Annotated in this window: 19 protein-coding genes and 1 riboswitch; of the genes, 13 read left to right on the forward strand and 6 right to left on the reverse strand. The window is 62.5% G+C overall.

Annotation, left to right across the window (positions count from 1 at the left end):
* Window positions 1–108: 108 nt before the first annotated feature.
* Window positions 109–819, reverse strand: a complete 711-nt coding sequence (locus F4V58_RS04215) for a TetR/AcrR family transcriptional regulator (RefSeq protein ID WP_075733626.1) — start codon at window positions 817–819, stop codon at window positions 109–111.
* Window positions 820–975: 156 nt separating this feature from the next.
* Between F4V58_RS04215 and rimM the strand changes: the two genes are divergently transcribed.
* From rimM to F4V58_RS04235, 4 genes are read left to right on the forward strand one after another with little or no spacing between them, the layout of a single operon-like run.
* A complete protein-coding gene (rimM, locus tag F4V58_RS04220; RefSeq protein WP_075736494.1) occupies window positions 976–1,485 on the forward strand; it encodes a ribosome maturation factor RimM in 510 nt (169 codons plus the stop codon).
* The gene (gene trmD, locus F4V58_RS04225) at window positions 1,482–2,330 is read left to right on the forward strand and encodes a tRNA (guanosine(37)-N1)-methyltransferase TrmD (protein WP_075733628.1); all 849 of its coding nucleotides are present in this window, start codon (window positions 1,482–1,484) and stop codon (window positions 2,328–2,330) included. Before rimM ends, trmD begins: the two co-directional genes overlap by 4 nt.
* A complete protein-coding gene (locus F4V58_RS04230) occupies window positions 2,320–2,682 on the forward strand; it encodes a hypothetical protein (RefSeq protein ID WP_075733630.1) in 363 nt (120 codons plus the stop codon). Before trmD ends, F4V58_RS04230 begins: the two co-directional genes overlap by 11 nt.
* A 21-nt stretch (window positions 2,683–2,703) precedes the next feature.
* Window positions 2,704–5,058 carry a Tex family protein gene (locus F4V58_RS04235; protein ID WP_075733632.1) on the forward strand — a complete coding sequence of 785 codons (2,355 nt, stop codon included), beginning with the start codon at window positions 2,704–2,706 and terminating at the stop codon, window positions 5,056–5,058.
* Between the two features lie 81 nt (window positions 5,059–5,139).
* Here the strand turns inward: F4V58_RS04235 and F4V58_RS04240 are convergent, their stop codons facing one another.
* From F4V58_RS04240 to F4V58_RS04260, 5 genes are all read right to left on the reverse strand, one after another.
* Window positions 5,140–6,234 carry a ThiF family adenylyltransferase gene (locus tag F4V58_RS04240; protein WP_281247312.1) on the reverse strand — a complete coding sequence of 365 codons (1,095 nt, stop codon included), beginning with the start codon at window positions 6,232–6,234 and terminating at the stop codon, window positions 5,140–5,142.
* Window positions 6,235–6,238: 4 nt separating this feature from the next.
* Window positions 6,239–7,015: a thiazole synthase gene (locus tag F4V58_RS04245; protein WP_075736498.1), complete on the reverse strand. Its 777-nt coding sequence runs from the start codon at window positions 7,013–7,015 to the stop codon at window positions 6,239–6,241.
* A gap of 17 nt (window positions 7,016–7,032) precedes the next feature.
* A complete protein-coding gene (thiS, locus tag F4V58_RS04250) occupies window positions 7,033–7,230 on the reverse strand; it encodes a sulfur carrier protein ThiS (protein ID WP_075733633.1) in 198 nt (65 codons plus the stop codon).
* A gap of 1 nt (window position 7,231) precedes the next feature.
* Window positions 7,232–8,344: a glycine oxidase ThiO gene (thiO, locus tag F4V58_RS04255; RefSeq protein ID WP_075733635.1), complete on the reverse strand. Its 1,113-nt coding sequence runs from the start codon at window positions 8,342–8,344 to the stop codon at window positions 7,232–7,234.
* Window positions 8,341–8,988 carry a thiamine phosphate synthase gene (locus tag F4V58_RS04260; RefSeq protein WP_075733637.1) on the reverse strand — a complete coding sequence of 216 codons (648 nt, stop codon included), beginning with the start codon at window positions 8,986–8,988 and terminating at the stop codon, window positions 8,341–8,343. Before F4V58_RS04260 ends, thiO begins: the two co-directional genes overlap by 4 nt.
* Window positions 8,981–9,094, reverse strand: a riboswitch (TPP riboswitch). Its footprint overlaps the gene before it by 8 nt.
* Window positions 9,095–9,261: 167 nt before the next feature.
* On the opposite strand from F4V58_RS04260, the gene rplS reads away from it, so the two are divergent.
* The 9 genes from rplS (at window position 9,262) to F4V58_RS04305 (ending at window position 16,431) form a co-directional block, all read left to right on the forward strand.
* Window positions 9,262–9,606 carry a 50S ribosomal protein L19 gene (gene rplS / locus F4V58_RS04265; RefSeq protein WP_075733639.1) on the forward strand — a complete coding sequence of 115 codons (345 nt, stop codon included), beginning with the start codon at window positions 9,262–9,264 and terminating at the stop codon, window positions 9,604–9,606.
* Between the two features lie 156 nt (window positions 9,607–9,762).
* Window positions 9,763–10,506, forward strand: coding sequence for a signal peptidase I (gene lepB, locus F4V58_RS04270; protein ID WP_075736500.1), 744 nt, complete (start codon window positions 9,763–9,765; stop codon window positions 10,504–10,506).
* On the forward strand, window positions 10,481–11,206 hold the full coding sequence (gene lepB, locus F4V58_RS04275; protein WP_075733641.1) for a signal peptidase I: 726 nt from the start codon (window positions 10,481–10,483) through the stop codon (window positions 11,204–11,206). Before lepB (F4V58_RS04270) ends, lepB (F4V58_RS04275) begins: the two co-directional genes overlap by 26 nt.
* The gene (locus F4V58_RS04280) at window positions 11,193–11,852 is read left to right on the forward strand and encodes a ribonuclease HII (protein ID WP_075733642.1); all 660 of its coding nucleotides are present in this window, start codon (window positions 11,193–11,195) and stop codon (window positions 11,850–11,852) included. Before lepB (F4V58_RS04275) ends, F4V58_RS04280 begins: the two co-directional genes overlap by 14 nt.
* A 48-nt stretch (window positions 11,853–11,900) precedes the next feature.
* On the forward strand, window positions 11,901–12,206 hold the full coding sequence (locus F4V58_RS04285; protein ID WP_075733644.1) for a DUF2469 domain-containing protein: 306 nt from the start codon (window positions 11,901–11,903) through the stop codon (window positions 12,204–12,206).
* Between the two features lie 177 nt (window positions 12,207–12,383).
* Window positions 12,384–12,779, forward strand: coding sequence for a YraN family protein (locus F4V58_RS04290; protein ID WP_075733646.1), 396 nt, complete (start codon window positions 12,384–12,386; stop codon window positions 12,777–12,779).
* Window positions 12,766–14,340, forward strand: a complete 1,575-nt coding sequence (locus F4V58_RS04295; RefSeq protein WP_075733648.1) for a YifB family Mg chelatase-like AAA ATPase — start codon at window positions 12,766–12,768, stop codon at window positions 14,338–14,340. The genes F4V58_RS04290 and F4V58_RS04295 overlap by 14 nt, the downstream gene beginning before the upstream one ends.
* Window positions 14,337–15,512, forward strand: coding sequence for a DNA-processing protein DprA (gene dprA / locus F4V58_RS04300; RefSeq protein WP_075733650.1), 1,176 nt, complete (start codon window positions 14,337–14,339; stop codon window positions 15,510–15,512). The genes F4V58_RS04295 and dprA overlap by 4 nt, the downstream gene beginning before the upstream one ends.
* Before the next feature lie 22 nt (window positions 15,513–15,534).
* On the forward strand, window positions 15,535–16,431 hold the full coding sequence (locus F4V58_RS04305; protein WP_075733652.1) for a tyrosine recombinase XerC: 897 nt from the start codon (window positions 15,535–15,537) through the stop codon (window positions 16,429–16,431).
* Window positions 16,432–16,517 lie beyond the last annotated feature (86 nt).

The raw sequence follows: 16,517 nt of genomic DNA on the forward strand, positions 1-16,517 counted from the left end.
CCCAGACGGGGAAGACACCACAATTTAACAAAGGAAGGAAAGCCCGCACAGGCTTTCCTTCCTTTTTTCGTGCCATCCAGCCACCGGGCTGGCTGGGACCGTGGGCCCCTATTTGACCAAGGCTTCGTCAGATTCTGGTGCCACGCCGCCCGGGTAGTTGCGGTAGGCGTTGTGGGGATTGTGGAAATCAGTTCCGCGCAGGGCAGCGCTGAAGACCGGAACGGCCAGGCTGCGCTTTTCCTCTTTGCTCAGCCCTGCCATTTGGCCGGTGGTACACAGCACCGCGAAGCCGTGGATGGTTGACCAAGCAGCCAGCGCGTTGTGGAAGAAAAACTCCAGGTGACTGGTGCCGTCAGTTTGGCGCGCGTGGACTTCCAGGCACCGGGAGAATTTGGAAATAACGTCAAATTCCAGCCCCGGCTTGGCGTCCAGCGCGCCGCCATGGTCCGTGGTGATGAGGTCTAGGCGGTTGCCTTCTAACATGCAGCGGAAGAAGTTTGGTTCCTCGATAGCAAAGTCAAAGTAGGCATAGCCGCAGGCTAAGAGGCGTTCGGCGGCCAATGGGTATTTCTCATGGTCGTCGATGACCTCGTCGAGGCGCGAAACTAGGGCCTCGACGGCTTTTTCCGAAACCGCGTTAGAAAGCTCCGCCTGGCCGGAGTAGTGACGGTAGGCGGAAGTAGGGGAAACGCCTAGTCTGCGGGTGATGTTGCGGATACTTATCGCCTCAGGGCCAGCTTCGCGTCCGGTTTCAATTGCCACGCGAAGGAGCTCTTCTTTGAGGTTGCCATGATGATAAGACTTCGGCCTACTGTTCATTTTTTCAATTCTAAATCACGCCAGGTTATTTCGGGCAATCTTTTAATTCATAAACAGTGTTAACATTGTGCAGCTTAAACGGTATTTTTGAGGCTAGCCGGTGTAGTTGTCGGGTAGGGTGTGATGATCTTTTCGCAACGCGTTAAGCTAGGGCCTATGGAATTAATGATTGGCCGGGTAGTCAAACCGCATGGAGTCAAAGGTGAGGTGGTGGTTGAATCAACCACGGAAGCCCCGGAGGTACGCTTTGCCGTGGGGGAGAAGCTTCTAGGCCGCCAAACCAACCAAACCAGCAAGGAAATCCCACTGACGGTCAAATCCGTCCGGCCCCACAAGGGCAGGCTGCTGATTTTTTTCACAGAGGTTCCGGACTGCAACACAGCGGAAACTCTGCGGGGGCTCAAGTTCTACGCTCCGCCGCTGGAAGATCCGGAAGATGACGGTTTCTACGACCACGAGCTTGAGGGCCTGCGCGTTATCCACGACGGCCAGGAAATCGGGGAAGTCACCGCCATCACGCACGGGCCTACCCAATCCCTGCTGGAGGTCACGCTGTCCTCCGGAGCAGAGGCACTGGTGCCGTTCGTGGAAGAGATTGTGCCCGGGGTTGACCTTGAGGCCGGCACGGTAACTATCACCCCGCCGGAAGGGTTGCTGGAGCTGTGAGGCTAGACGTCATCACCATCTTCCCGGAGTACCTTGACCCGCTGCGCCACGCGCTTTTAGGCAAGGCGATTGAAAGGGGAGCGCTCCAGGTGGGCGTCCATGACCTGCGCAGCTGGGCCACCGACGTACACAAATCCGTGGATGACTCACCTTTTGGCGGCGGGCCGGGGATGGTCATGAAGCCCGAGGTATGGGGACCAGCCTTGGATGATGTGGCTGCGGGCCGCGCCGAGGGCCAGGAGCTTGAGTCCAGCCTTCCGCACCTCAACAAGCCCCGGCATGACGATATCGAAGGAGTGGCCCCCACCCCGTACGTGGAGTCACGCCCGGAGGAGGACAAGCCGCTGCTTATAGTGCCCACCCCCACGGGCAAGCCCTTCACCCAGGCGGATGCGCGGGAGTTCGCGGCAGAAGAACACATCGTGTTTGCTTGCGGCAGGTATGAGGGGATCGATCAGCGGGTGATCGATGACGCCGCGCGTACCTACCGCGTGCGCGAAGTCTCCATCGGTGACTACGTGCTCATCGGCGGCGAAGTAGCGGTCTTGGTCATTGCGGAGGCAGTAGTCCGGCTCATCCCGGGCGTGCTGGGCAATAAGCGCTCACACGAGGAAGACTCCTTCTCCGACGGCCTGCTGGAAGGCCCCAGCTACACCAAACCACGCCAGTGGCGCGGGCTGGAGGTTCCGGAGGTTTTAACCTCCGGCAACCACGCGCTGGTGGACAGGTGGCGGCGCGAGCAGTCCCTCAAACGCACGTTTGAGCGCCGTCCAGAGCTACTGGCCAAGGCGGAGCTGGACGCACAAGACAAGGCATACCTGGAGGAGTTAGACAATGGAGATTAGCGTTGACCTTTCGGTCCTGATGACCAAGCAGGACTGGGACGCCGCCCAGCCCACGCTGGCGGACAAGCTGCGCCAGGTGGGCGTTGAGGCTAAGAGTATAGCCCTCAAACTGGTGTCTAGCCCGTGTTCTAACTCCCACGTTTTGACCGATGAATACATGATGAAAAACTCCGGACCAGTGCCGGGGGAGATCTACCGCGTGGTCATCAACGGGACCTCTGACCTGCCGCTGGCCAGGGTGGCCTCCACGGTGGCGGAAGTTCTGCCCGTGGACGGCTACTGGATTGGCTCCGCGGAACTGGGGCATACGGAGTTTGAGCCGGGGGCGGATACGGAATACTGCCGCTGGTAGCCAGTTGCTAGAATTGCGCAAATGATTGCAGCAACTATCGCGAAAGAAATTTCCGTCCCCACCCACCAGGTGGAACAGGCCCTGAAACTGCTGGCGGAGGGCAATACCGTGCCCTTCATTGCCCGCTACCGCAAGGAAGCCACCGGAGGGCTAGATGATAGCCAGCTGCGGACCATTGAGGAGCGCGCCGGCTACCTGCGGGAGCTGGCAGAACGCAAAGAAACGGTCCTGGCCGCTATCGAGGAACAGGGCAAACTCACCGCAGATCTGCGCGCGCTCATCCAAGGCGCGGAAACCAAAGCCAGGCTAGAAGACCTCTACCTGCCGTTTAAAAAGCGCCGCAAAACCAAAGCTGACATTGCGCGCGAGGCCGGGCTGGAGGCGCTCACGGACCAGCTCATCGAGCAGCCTGGCATAGACCCGGAGGCCGCCGCGCAAGAGTTCCTCACTGCGGGGTTTGAGGACACGAAGAAGGCGCTGGAGGGCGCGCGGGCCATTTTGATAGACCGCTTTGCGCTCGACGCAGACCTGGTGGGCAAGGTGCGTGAGCGCATGTTCGCGGAAGGCACCATGACCGCCCAGGTGGTTGCCGGTAAGGAACAAGAAGGCTCCAAATTCAAAGATTACTTCGATTTCTCCGAGCCCTTCACCAAGCTGCCTTCCCACCGCATTCTGGCGCTGCTGCGCGGGGAGTCGGAGGGCGTGCTGCAGCTGGGGCTAGACGCCGGGGAGGACGCCGAGTACGAGCACCTCATAGCCCAGCGCTTTGAGCTAGACACCCGCGCTTCCGCGTGGCTGGCCCAGGCCGTGCACTGGGGATGGCGCACCAAGCTGTATATCTCCTCCGGCCTGGACGTGCGCATGAAGCTCAAAGAGATCGCCGAAGAAGGCGCGCTGCAAGTCTTTGCCACCAACCTGCGCGACGTGTTGCTGGCCGCGCCCGCCGGGCAGCGCGCCACGCTGGGGCTAGACCCCGGCTACCGCAACGGCGTCAAATGCGCGGTAGTAGATGACACCGGCAAGGTCCTAGACACCGCCGTGGTCTACCCCCACCAGCCACAAAACCGCTGGAAGGAAGCCGTTACCACCCTGGCTAACCTGTGCGCCACACACGGCGTGGAGCTCATGGCGGTGGGCAACGGCACCGCTTCGCGCGAGTCGGAAAAATTGGCCCAGGAAGTCGCAGCGCTTATTGCCCAGGCAGGCGGGGCAAAGCCCACCACGGTGGTAGTCAGTGAGTCCGGCGCGTCCGTGTATTCCGCCTCGCAATTAGCCGCCGATGAATTCCCGGACATGGACGTTTCCCTCCGCGGTGCGGTGTCCATTGCCAGGCGTTTGCAGGACCCGCTGGCGGAGTTGGTCAAGATTGATCCGAAGGCCATCGGGGTGGGGCAGTACCAACATGACGTCAACCAGGCTGCACTGGCGCGCACTCTGGACGGCGTGGTCGAGGACGCGGTCAATGGCGTGGGCGTGGACTTGAACACGGCGTCGGCGCCGTTGCTGGAGCGCGTGGCCGGTGTCAACGCCACTATTGCCGCGAACATTGTGGCCTACCGGGATGACAATGGATCTTTTAGCTCCCGCAAGCAGCTCAAGAAGGTCCCGCGCTTGGGGCCTAAGGCCTTTGAGCAGTCAGCTGGGTTCTTGCGGATTAACGGCGGCAAGGACCCGCTGGACGGTTCCGCTGTGCACCCGGAGGCCTACCCGGTGGTGGCCAAGATTGCCGCTGCTACCGGCTTGGGCGTAGCTGATCTCATTGGCAACGGGCGCGCGCTGGAGGGGCTTAATCCTGCGGATTACACCGATGAGAAGTTCGGTGTGCCAACGGTGGCTGACATCATCGCGGAGCTGGAAAAACCGGGGCGCGATCCCCGTCCGGAGTTTAAGACCGCCAGCTTCACCGAAGGGGTGGAAAAGGTCTCAGACTTGACCCCGGGCATGGTGGTGGAGGGCACCGTGACCAACGTGGCGGCCTTTGGCGCTTTTGTGGACGTGGGTGTTCACCAGGACGGCCTGGTGCACGTGTCCGCGATGAGCCACAAGTTTGTCTCCGATCCCCACGAGGTCGTGCGCTCCGGGCAGGTAGTCAAGGTCAAGGTGATGGAGGTTGACGTGGAGCGCAAGCGTATTGGCTTGAGCCTGCGTCTGGATGATGAACCCGGCAAGCCGGATAAGACCGGTGGTCGCGGTGGCGGAAACCGCGGTGGCGGAAACCGCGGTGGCGGGCGGCCTGGCGGAAACCAAGGCAGCGGAAACCGCGGCAAGAAGCCGGCCGGCGGCGGGCAGCGCGGCGGCAAATCCCCGGGGTCTGCGGGTCCGGCTGCGGGCTCTTTGGCAGACGCCCTTCGCAACGCCGGTTTTGGGCGCGGCTAAAAGCTGTGCACGCCCGCGGACCGTTCGCTGCGTCCACCCCCAGCATTTCGCTGAAAGGCAGACGCTGCGGTCGCGGAGTTTTTAAAAAGCGGCGTTTGCGCCGCCGGGAACGTCTAGCAGGTCCGCGCTAATCCCGTGTTCTTTAAGTAGGGGAGCAAAGCGCTCGATGAAGGCTGCGCTGCGTTTGCCTCCGGCGCAGGCCACGTAGGTGCGCGGCGCTAGCACCTGGGCTAGCCGCTGGGCTTGCTCCTGCGGGGGCAGGGCATCGAGTTCGCTGAGCGGGAGGACTTTCGCCGCGTACTTCTCCGGCCAGGGTTTTAAGGTGACCTCGGCGGGTTCACGGATATCGAGCAGTGCGGCGCGGCCGTCTACAACCTCACTGAGGTCCGGGCCCACCTGGCAGGTGGGATGTTGGTAGCTGCCCAGGCGGGTGACTGGGGTGCGGGCGGGATCGGCTGCGACCCGGAAGGTGCGCAGGCTAGGCGGTAAGGCGTCGTAGGCGCTCACTAAGCCGGCTTCCTGGCTGCGGCCGGTAATCCAACCGATGGCGGCGGTGGCCATGAGCCCGCCCACCACAGAGGTGGTCACCCCCAGCACACCGGCGGTGGCGCAGTCCGGGACGGCGTCGGCAGGCAGCTGGGTGGGGAAGAGATCGCGCAGACCCACGCCCCGGCCGTCCGGGGTGGTGGGCCCGGAGTGCCAGACGGCCACATCCCCGTGGAAGCGCAAAACCGTGCCCCACACCAGCGGGGTGGAGGTGATCTCACAGGCGTCGGCCACTAGGTACTTGGTGGCAAAGGAATCAGAGCCGTCCAGGACTAAGTCCACCTGGCTTATCAACTCCAGGGCGTTGGAGTTATCCAGGCGGGCACGGTGGGTTTCTACGTTGATGCCGGGCTGCAAGGCGCGGGCGCGGTGAGCCGCGACCTCAACCTTGGGTTTGCCTACGTCTTGTGCGCCGAAGAGTATTTGGCGGTGAATGTTGGTGATATCAACGCTGTCATCGTCGATAAGCACCACGTGCCCCACGCCGGCGGCGGCTAGCTGCTGCAGGATGGGGCACCCCAGGCCGCCCGCGCCCACAATAAGCACGCGCGCTTGGTGAAGTTTGTTCTGCGCCGCAGCGCCCATCAAGATGACTTGCCGGGCGGTGCGCTTGTGCTCGAGTTCATCCACGGCTTTAGAGCACCTGATCCGACCAGGACGCCAGTCCCTCAAACTGGGAGGAGGCCTGGGCGTGCTCGCGCTTGGGGATCCGGCCGGCCTGGCGGGCCAACAGACCGGCCTCCACGGCCAGCTTCATAGCCTGCGCCATGGCCTCCGGGTCTTGGCAGCGGTTTACCGCGCTGGCCAGGAGAACGCCTTCGCAGCCCAGCTCCATGGCCAGGGTGGCGTCGGAGGCGGTGCCAACACCGGCGTCGATGAAAATGGGCACCGACGCCCGGGAGCAGATGAGCTCAATGTTGTGCGGGTTCAAAATGCCCAAGCCGGTGCCAATGGGAGAGCCCAGCGGCATGACCGCCACCGCACCGGCGTCTTCCAAACGCAGCGCGGCTACCGGGTCGTCGCTGGTGTAGGCCATGACGTTAAAACCCTCGGCGTTAAGCTGTTCAGTGGCCGCGATGGTTTCCACCACATCTGGCAGCAAGGTGTGTTCATCGGCTATGACCTCCACCTTGACCCAGTTGGTGCCCAGTGCCTCGCGTGCGAGCTTGGCAGTTAGCACCGCGTCCCGGGCGGTGCGGCACCCGGCTGTGTTGGGCAAAGGATCTATGCCCAGGCGCTTGAGCAGACCAAAAATGGATTCCCCGGAGGTGCCCGTGTAGCGCCGCATGGCTACGGTGGTCAGCTGCGTGCCGGAGGCTACAAGGGCCTTTTCTAGTTCATCCTGACTGCTGGCCCCGCCGGTGCCCATGATTAGGCGCGAGGAAAATTCTTTATCAGCTACCTTGAGCAGTGTTGCAGACATCGTGCTTAACCTCCTTGGACTGCGCCCAGGACATCTACCTGCGCGCCGGGTTGAATGGTGGTGTCCCACTGCGAGCGCGGGACCACGGCTCCGTCTACGGCCACGGCCACGCCGTCGGGGTGGGAGTCGGTGAGTTGGTCAACTAGCTGCGCCACGGTGGTAGCAGCGGTGTCGGTTGTCGTGCCGTTGAGGTTAATAAACATGTTATACGTCCTTGCTGTGGCGGTAGGGGGAGCAGGCGCTGAGGTTGGTGGTGGGCTTGCGGCCCTCCACCAGCGCCAAGGTGGAGTTCGCGGCCAGTGCGGACAGCAAGATGCCGTGGCGGAAGTATCCGGTGGAGACAATCAGGTTCTCGCTCACCGCGCCCAGGTAAGGCAGGTCATCTGGGGTGCCCGGGCGCGCGCCGGCGGTGGCCTCCAAAAGTGGGCATTCCTCAATACCTGGGACCAACCGGATGGCGTCGCGTAGCAGGTCATACACCCCGCCCACCACGGGCAGCGGCTGGCCGTCCTCGCGGGTAGTAGCACCAATGGCAATGGTGTTGTCCACGCGCGGGATGATGTACACCGGTCGGTCTTCCACAAATCCGCGGATGACCCGGGAACACAGCGGGCGCAGATGCGCCGGCACTCTCAGGCGCAGGATATCGCCGTAGACCGGGCGCAGCTGCAGCGGGTTTTCCCCCTCGTACCAGCCGCTAATCTTCGCCGCACCCAGGCCGGCCGCCAGCACTATCTTCTCCGCCCGGTGGGAGTTCTGGGAAGTTATCACGGTTTCCCCGCACACCTCGAGGGCCTGCTCGCGGACGGTGGTGGCGCCGAGGTTTGAGGCGGCATCGGCAAGAGCGGCTGCGAACATCCGCGGGGATACCTGCGTGTCATAAGGCATGGACGCCGCACCGCTAAGCCGGGGGCTAAGCCCTGGCTCCAGGGTGCGCGCGTTGGACACGGTGATAAATTCCGCCTCCATGCCGTGGCTGGTCTGGTACTCGCGTAACTGCGTAATGTGCTGGGCGTCTGCGCGGTCCGCGCCCACCACCAGCGTCCCGGCGGTGTCATAGCCGGTGGGTAAATCCGTGTGGGCCTCCACGCGTGCAATGAGCCCCGGGTAGAGGGCCGCCGAGTCCCGCATGAGGGGGAACAGCGCGTCTTGTTTATAGACCACCTCAGCGGCGGGGGCTAACATGCCACCGGCGTGGTGGGTGGCCCCGGAAATGGGGGACGGGTCAATGATGGTGACCTGGTGTCCGGCTAGTTGTAGCTCAAAGGCAGAAGCCAGGCCCACTATCCCGCTGCCAATGACAATGACGGTGCTCATGGTTTAAAACCTTGCAGGATTTCCTGGCAGTAGGCGCCAGGGTCAGGAGCGTTCATAATGCCGCGCACCACGGCCACACCGGCCACGCCGGTGGCGGCAAGTTCAGGCACATCCTGGGCGGTGACATCACCAATGGCCACCACGGGCAGCTGGGACACCGGCACCAGTTCCTCGTAGCCGGCTAGACCAATGGGAGTGCGGCCGGAGTCCTTGGTGGGCGTGGCGCGGAAAGGCCCGCAGCCCACGTAGTCCAGATGCTTAGCCTGGGCGTTGGCATCTAGGATGAGCTCGCGCGTGCCGGTGGTAAGCCCCAGGATGGCGTCCGGGCCAATGAGCTGGCGTGCCCACTTGACCGGCAGATCATCTTGACCGAGGTGTACGCCGTGGACGGGCGAGCCCGCTGCCTTCAGCGCTAAGTAGACATCCACGCGGTCGTCTACTAACACGCGGGTGTCCGGGTTGGCGTGGGCAACCGCAGTGGCCACCTGCTCGGTTAGCGCGAAAAGATCGCGCGCGGAGATGGGCTTGGAACGCACCTGGATTATCCCGGCACCACCCAGCGCCGCCTGCGTGGCAATGTGTACGACATCGCGCGCTGGCGCGCCGCCAGTGACAAAATAACAGCGGTAATCGGGGGAGTTCATCTCATCTTCTTCCTTCGCTGGAATTAACCAGACAGGTTCAAACGGTTTAGGCGCGCGCTGGTACGCCTTTCTCAGCCGGGTGGCCCCGGCTCCCGTGGGGCTTATATCTTCTAAACCTAGGGCGGTTTGCCCGGTTTGTCACCTAAAAGGGGAAAATTTGGCTGCGGCGTAGCGCCCGTGGAATAATAGTCAGCTGTTCTATGTAACAGGCACGAACCGGCCGCTCTTAATGGCTAGGGTCCTCTGTCTTAAATTGAAAAGGAAAATACTCGAATGACTAACATTCTTGACAAGATTGACGCAGCTAGCCTGCGCGATGACGTTCCATCCTTCCGCCCCGGAGACACCCTTGACGTAGAGGTTAAGGTTATCGAAGGCAGCACCCAGCGTACCCAGCTGTTCAAGGGTGTATGCATCCGCCGTCAGGGCTCTGGCGTTCGCGAAACCTTCACCGTCCGCAAGGTTTCCTTTGGTATCGGTGTGGAGCGTACCTTCCCGGTTCACTCCCCAAACATTGACACCATCACCGTCTCCCGCCGTGGCCGCGTGCGCCGCGCGAAGCTGTACTACCTGCGCGATCTGCGCGGTAAGAAGGCTCGTATCAAGGAGCGTCGCTAATTTATTAGCCGCAGCACATAGCCGTCAATCACCCAGTGGTTGGCGGTTATTGCCGTTTTGTACGGTAGACTCTCCCGCGTGAACGAACAATTGGGACAACCTGAAGATCAAAGTCAGCCGCTACCAACCCGCAGCGGGGAACTCGTAACCCCCGCCGTGTCTAATGCCGTGCCGGTGGAAAAACCACAGGCTAAAAAGCAACTCCCGTGGTTTATTGAAACCCCGCTGATAGTCTTGGCCGTTTTGATCCTGGTGGGGATCTTCCAGAACGTGGTAGGCCGGCAGTATGTGGTGCCGTCCGGTTCCATGGAGCCCACCCTGCACGGTTGTGACAATTGTTCCAATGACCGCATCTTCGCGGAGAAGATCAGCCTTTACGGTGACAACCACCCGGAACCAGGAGATGTCATCGTCTTTGAGGGCACAGAATCCTGGAACGCCAGCTACATCTCCCCACGCTCAGAAAACGGGCTAATCCACGGCATTCAAGACGTGCTGAGCTTTGTGTCCTTGACCCCGCCGGATGAAAACACGTTGGTCAAGCGCGTGATAGCTACCGGCGGTCAGACCATCTCCTGCCAGGAGGGGGACCCGGCGGTAATGGTTGACGGCCGGCCAATTGACCAGTCCTACGTGCAGACCCCGTCTACGTATCCGGTTAATCCGGAAACCGGGTCTGAAGCCTGCGGTGGCCCTTATTTTGGCCCCATCACGGTGCCGGAAGGCAATCTGTTTATGATGGGCGACAACCGCACCAACTCCCTGGATTCGCGCTATCACATGGATGATGAGTACCAGGGCACCATTCCGGAAGAAAACGTGCGCGGGAAGGTGATGTTTGTCTTCTACCCCTTCAACCGCTTGGGCGGGATAGATGAACCGGACATCCAGGCGCAGTAAAAGCAGGAGAAACCGGAGCCTGGTAACCCGCCCAGCCGGCGTTGTGGCGGCGGCAATAGTACTCATTGCGCTGTTTAGTGCGCTGATAGGGCGCGCCTACGTGGTGCCTTCTGGTTCCATGGAGCCTACCTTTCATGGCTGCGCCGGTTGCGATAATGACCGGATTATGGCGCAGAAGCTGACCTACTATTTTTCTGCGCCTCAGCCGGGGGACGTGGTGGTCTTCGCGGGGCCGCCAGCCTGGAACGTAGGCTTTGAGTCCCGGCGTTCCACAAACGTGGTGGTGCGCGGGGTCCAGAACCTTCTGGCCGCGGCCGGGTTGGGGGCTTCCACGGAAAATATCCTTACCAAACGCGTGATTGCCACGGGCGGCCAGACCGTTTCTTGCCGTGCGGGGGACCCGGCCATCATGGTTGATGGCCAGCCTTTGGTTGAGGATTATTTGCTTGACCCGCCGGAAACGGATGCGGATTTTCCTGGCAGTTCGCGGGCTTGCGGCGGTGAATTCTTTGGCCCGGTGCAGGTGCCGGAAGACTCTTTGTGGGTCATGGGGGACAACCGCACGGCATCGGCGGATTCGCGCGCGCATTTAGGGGATATCCACCAAGGCACGGTTCCGGTGGACAACGTGCGCGGCAAGGTGGAGTTCATCATTTCCCCACCGCAGCGAATGGGCCGGGTTGACCATGCGCAACCTTAAGCAACTGCGCACTTATGAAGTCCACCTGTCCAAGGCCGGTCTAGGCCCGGTGGCGGGGGTGGATGAGGCGGGGCGCGGGGCGTGCTGCGGGCCTATCTCGATTGCCGCGTGCATTCTTCCCGACAGGGTGATTCCGGAGCTTGACCGGCTAACGGACTCAAAGAAAATCAGTGCCAAGGTGCGCGCGGAACTCTACCCGGTAATCACAGCTAAGGCCGTGGCTTACGCGGTGGTACATATCAGCGCGGCGGACATTGATAGGTGGGGAATACAGCACGCCAACATCTCCGGGATGCGCCGCGCGGTGGCGGCCTTGGAAGTCCAGCCTGGCTACGTGCTTACCGACGCCATGCGCGTGCCCGGCCTCCCCACACCCCACCTGCCGGTCATTGGCGGCGATGGCGCGGCGCGTTGCATAGCTGCAGCCAGCGTGCTGGCCAAGGTTTCCCGCGACCTAATTATGTGCGAATTGGACACCAAGTACCCGGGCTATGGGCTGGCGGGGCACAAGGGTTACGGCACCAAAGTCCACCAGCAAGCGCTAGAGGAGTTGGGGGCTAGCCCGGAACATCGCCGCAGCTATGGCAACGTGGCCAGGGCGCACGCGAAATTTTCTAGCGCGCCTGCGCGTCCAGAACCGCAGTAGCGGTTAAAGTAGGAAGCTGTCACCGCCTACTTGAAGGAGAACCGCACTGTGAGCGCTGAGGAATTAGACAACTACGAGGCAGAAGTTGAGTTGTCCCTATACCGCGAGTACCGCGACGTAGTTAGCCAATTTTCCTACGTGGTGGAAACCGAGCGGCGCTTTTACCTGGCCAACGCGGTTGAACTCATCCCGCACACCTCCGGCCCGGATGTTTATTATGAGGTTCGCATGTCAGACGCCTGGGTGTGGGACATGTACCGCGCGGCCCGTTTTGTGCGCTACGTGCGGGTGATTACTTACAAGGACGTCAATATCGAAGAGCTTGATAAACCGGATTTTGTCCTGCCGGAGTAAAAAACTTTCACGATTGCGCCCAAAAGGGCCCAAAACCTGTGGATAACTTCGCCCGCCGGCGGAGTTATCCACAGGTTTTCGCGTTGTGCCGGGGTGGGCCTTGCCTGCGGGGCTGGCAGCGGGTGAGGTGGACATCGGAAGTAATAAAAATCCGATGAAAAGAAAGTAAATATCCACATGTTGACAAAAACGCAACGCAAGGACCAGCTAGCCCGGAAAGGGGAGAGCTTTGCCGCGCAGTACTACTGCGCCCGGGGAGCTACGGTGATAGCCGCTAACGTCTCCTATGCCGTGGGGGAAATTGATCTAATTGTTCGGGAGCCGGACGGAACCATTGTTTTCGTGGAGGTGAAAACCCGCAGCGGTGCCGGCTACGGCATTAGTGAGGCCGTAACGCCGCGGAAGTATGCCCGGATGCGCAAGGCGGCCAGCCAATGGCTGCGGGGCCCGAGCTCCCCGCGCGTTACCGGCAATCGCCTTGCCGATGTCCGCTTTGACGTCCTGGCCCTACGCGCCAACGGCGCCGGCTTTGACGCCGAGTACTTCCAAGGAGTCGAAAATGGCGCTGGGTAAAGTACGAACCACCGCCCTGGACGGCGTTTTAGCGCACCCGGTAACGGTGGAAGTGAACGTGGGTGCGGGCCTGCCCGGAACCCAGATTGTGGGCATGGCTGATACCGGGATCAGTGAGGCCCGCGCTAGGATCCGCACGGCAGTAGTCAACAGCTACCTGCCCTGGCCCAAACGCAAAATCATTGTCTCCATGGCACCGGCGGCACTGCCAAAATCCGGCGCACACTTTGACCTACCCATCGCGCTAGCCATCCTCTTGGCCGGGCTCGATGAGCAGGAAGAAGACAATGGCGGTTTCAGCCCTAGCTCGGAGATGGGTGCATTGTTAGATACCACGTTGTTTTTAGGAGAGCTGGGACTAGACGGCAGTATCCGCCCGGTTCCCGGCGTTATTCCCGCGCTGGTGGCGGCCCGCAAACACGGCTTTACCCGCTTGGTTATCCCCACCGGAAACGCTGCTGAGGCCGCCCTGGTACCGCACATGGAGGTCTATGTAGCCAGCAACCTCCAGGACGTTTTTGGTTGGGTGCGCTCTACCCGTGTGCTGCCGCGTGCCACGCAGTTGGTAGATAGCGCGGCGCTGCACAAACACCACAACCAAGCCCTGCCGTGCTTTAGCGATATTGCCGGGCAGTCTGACGCCAAGTTTGCCTCCGAGGTCGCCGCCGCCGGCGGCCACCACATGCTCATGCTAGGCCCACCCGGCGTGGGCAAGTCCATGATCGCCGCGCGCATACCGGGAATCTTGCCAGAATTGACCACCCAGGAATCGGTGGAGGCCACGGCCATTCACTCGATTGCCGGGAACCCCGGGAAGGTGATTTCCCGGGCTCCGTTTGTGGCCCCCCACTCCTCAATTACCCGCGCCTCCTTGCTGGGCGGCGGCTCTGGGATTGCCCGCCCCGGCGCGGTGAGCTTGGCCCACCACGGGGTCCTGTTCCTGGACGAGGCCAGCGAGATTTCAGCTGCTAGCTTGGACGGCCTGCGTGCGCCCTTGGAAGAAGGTCAAGTCCGGCTCATCCGCTCGCGCCGGGAGGTTATCTACCCCGCGCGCTTCCAGCTCATCCTGGCTGCCAACCCGTGCCGCTGCGGCGCGAAGACGGCCAGCCTGTGCCGGTGCAAGGCATCCGAAAGGCAAGGCTACCTGTCAAATATTTCGGGCCCTCTGCGCGACCGTATCGACATGCGGATCGTGCTAGAAGGAGGATCTTCACGCTTATCGGTGGAGGGGGAGGAGACTTCGCAGGCAATCGCGCAGCGCGTGGGCCAAGCTCGCGAACGCGCGCTGGCGCGCTGGCGGCGCGCCGGGCTTACCTACACCACTAACGCGGCCGTGCCTTCGCCGGTACTGCGCAAGAAATTTCCGGCCGATGACACCGCTATGGAGCTGTTGCGTGCCTACCTCACAGCTGGGGAGTTAAGCCAGCGCGGCGTGGACAGGGCGCTGCGCCTGAGCTGGACTCTGGCGGATATCGCGGGTTCGCAAACGCCGGGCATGGAGGAAGTCTCCCGCGCGCTAGACCTGCGCGGTGCGGTACACGGTGCGGAGGTGGCGGCATGAGTATCTTGCTAGAGACTCCGTACCAGGCCTGGGTCTATCTCAACCGTGTGGTGGAAGGGCCCTCTCCCATGCTCCAAGCGCTCTTGGCGGAATACCCGCCGGAAGAAGTAGCCCACGGTATCTACCACCGCGCCGATTGGCTGGGCAGGCTCCGCGATGACACCGCAGCGCGTTATGACTGGCTGCGCCAGGAAGAAGACATCGCTGCGGCGGAGGAGGCGGGCGCGCGTCTGATTACCGCCGACAGCCCGGAATGGCCCACCGAGCACTTCGAGGCCGCGTTTGGGTTCTACCACAACGCCCAACCGGACGCCCCGGCCAGCTTTGACCAGGCGGCAATAGCCCCGCACAGTCTGTGGGTACGCGGCGGCGGATTGGCACAGCTAGTAGACCAGTCGGTGGCGGTGATTGGCACTAGGGCTATCTCGCGCTACGGGTGGGAGGTGACCCGGCTTATCGTGGAGGACCTGGCCCCGCGCGGCTGGACGGTGGTCTCCGGGGGCGCGCTGGGAGTAGACACTGCCGCGCATGAAACCGCACTGGCGGCCGGCGGGCTTACCGTGGCCGTCGCGGCGTGTGGAATTGACGTGAACTACCCGGCCCGCAATGCACGCCTGTTTGACCAGATTGCGGCCACCGGCGCGGTAGTCACTGAGTTCCCGCCCGGCACCACTCCGCAGCGCCACCGGTTCCTCACGCGCAACCGCCTGGTGGCGGCCCTGGCCCAGGGCACGGTGTGTGTAGAGGCCGCTTATCGCTCCGGGGCGCTTAACACCATGAACTGGACAGAGGCCCTGGGCAAGGTAGCTATGGCGGTGCCCGGGCCCATTACCAACGCCGGGTCCATTGGCTGCCACTTGCGTATCCAGGATGGCCGGGCCCAGCTGATTACGGGGCCGGACGGGGTCCGCGAGCTCCTTGAACAAGTAGGCAGCGTGGACGTTGACGGCCAGCTGGAAATGAGTTTCCAGCCCAGTATCACCCAGCGGATGTCTCATAACGAGCTCAAGGTTTTTGGCTCCATGCCCACGCAAATGCCCATTTCCGCCGCCGATATCTCCCGCGAGTGCGGTCTGCGCCTACCGCTTGTCATTCACCTTTTGGTGGCGCTGGAAAAACAAGCCGCGGTCCGCCGCCAAGGGGGTGAGTGGCTGAGGATCGCGGAGGACTAGAACCAGGCTAGACTTGGCGGTCATGGGCAATAAGGTAACTCAAGTAGGTGAGGCGATTGAGGATTTTGCGGACTACCAACTTCAGGTCCTTGGCCGTTCCCCAGCCACGGTGCGCGGCTACCGCAGTGACTTGCGTGGGCTGGCAGAGTCCGTTCCCACCTTCGCGGCCCTAGATCTCAACGCGCTGCGCGCGTGGCTGGCGCAAGCAGTGGGGGAGGGCAAATCCCGCGCCACCTTGGCCCGGCGCACCGCGGCGGTCCGGGCCTTTTCCACCTGGTGCACCAAGCAGGGCTACCTGGCAACCGATGTTGCCGCCCGCTTGAGCGCGCCGCAGGTAGGCAAGCACCTTCCCACGGTCCTTGGCCAGACCGAAGCCGGGGAGCTGGTGGCCAACGCTGTGTCCCGTGATGAGCCGCATTTTCTCCGCGACACCGCCATACTGGAACTGCTCTACGCCACCGGCATGCGGGTGGCGGAGTTGGTGGGGCTGGACTGCGGGGATGTTGATCTCACCCGGCGCACGGCCTTGGTGACCGGCAAAGGCAACAAGCAGCGGGTGGTGCCGTTTGGGCGCGCTGCCGCCACCGCGCTGGAGCGCTGGATGGCTACCCGGCCCAGCTTCCGCAAGCCCGGGGCTCAGCCGGGCGACGCGTTGTTTTTGGGCAGCCGCGGCGGGCGGATAGACCAGCGGCAGGTTCGCCGGATTGTCTCAAGCGCGGATAAGGTCACTGGCAACAGGGGGCTTAGCCCGCACGGGCTTAGGCATTCGGCCGCCACGCACCTTCTCGATGGGGGCGCGGACCTGCGCGCCGTCCAGGAGCTCCTGGGGCATTCCTCGCTGCAGACCACCCAGGTCTACACTCACGTCTCCGCCCAGCGTCTCAAGGACATTTACGCCCAGGCGCACCCGCGAGCCTGACACCCGCGCACCCGCGCGCCTGATACTCGCGCACCCGCGCGCCTGACGCCCGCGCACCCGCGGGCCTGACGCCCGCGCACCAGCGC

It is taken from the genome of Corynebacterium phocae (assembly GCF_008693075.1).
GTDB lineage: Bacteria > Actinomycetota > Actinomycetes > Mycobacteriales > Mycobacteriaceae > Corynebacterium > Corynebacterium phocae.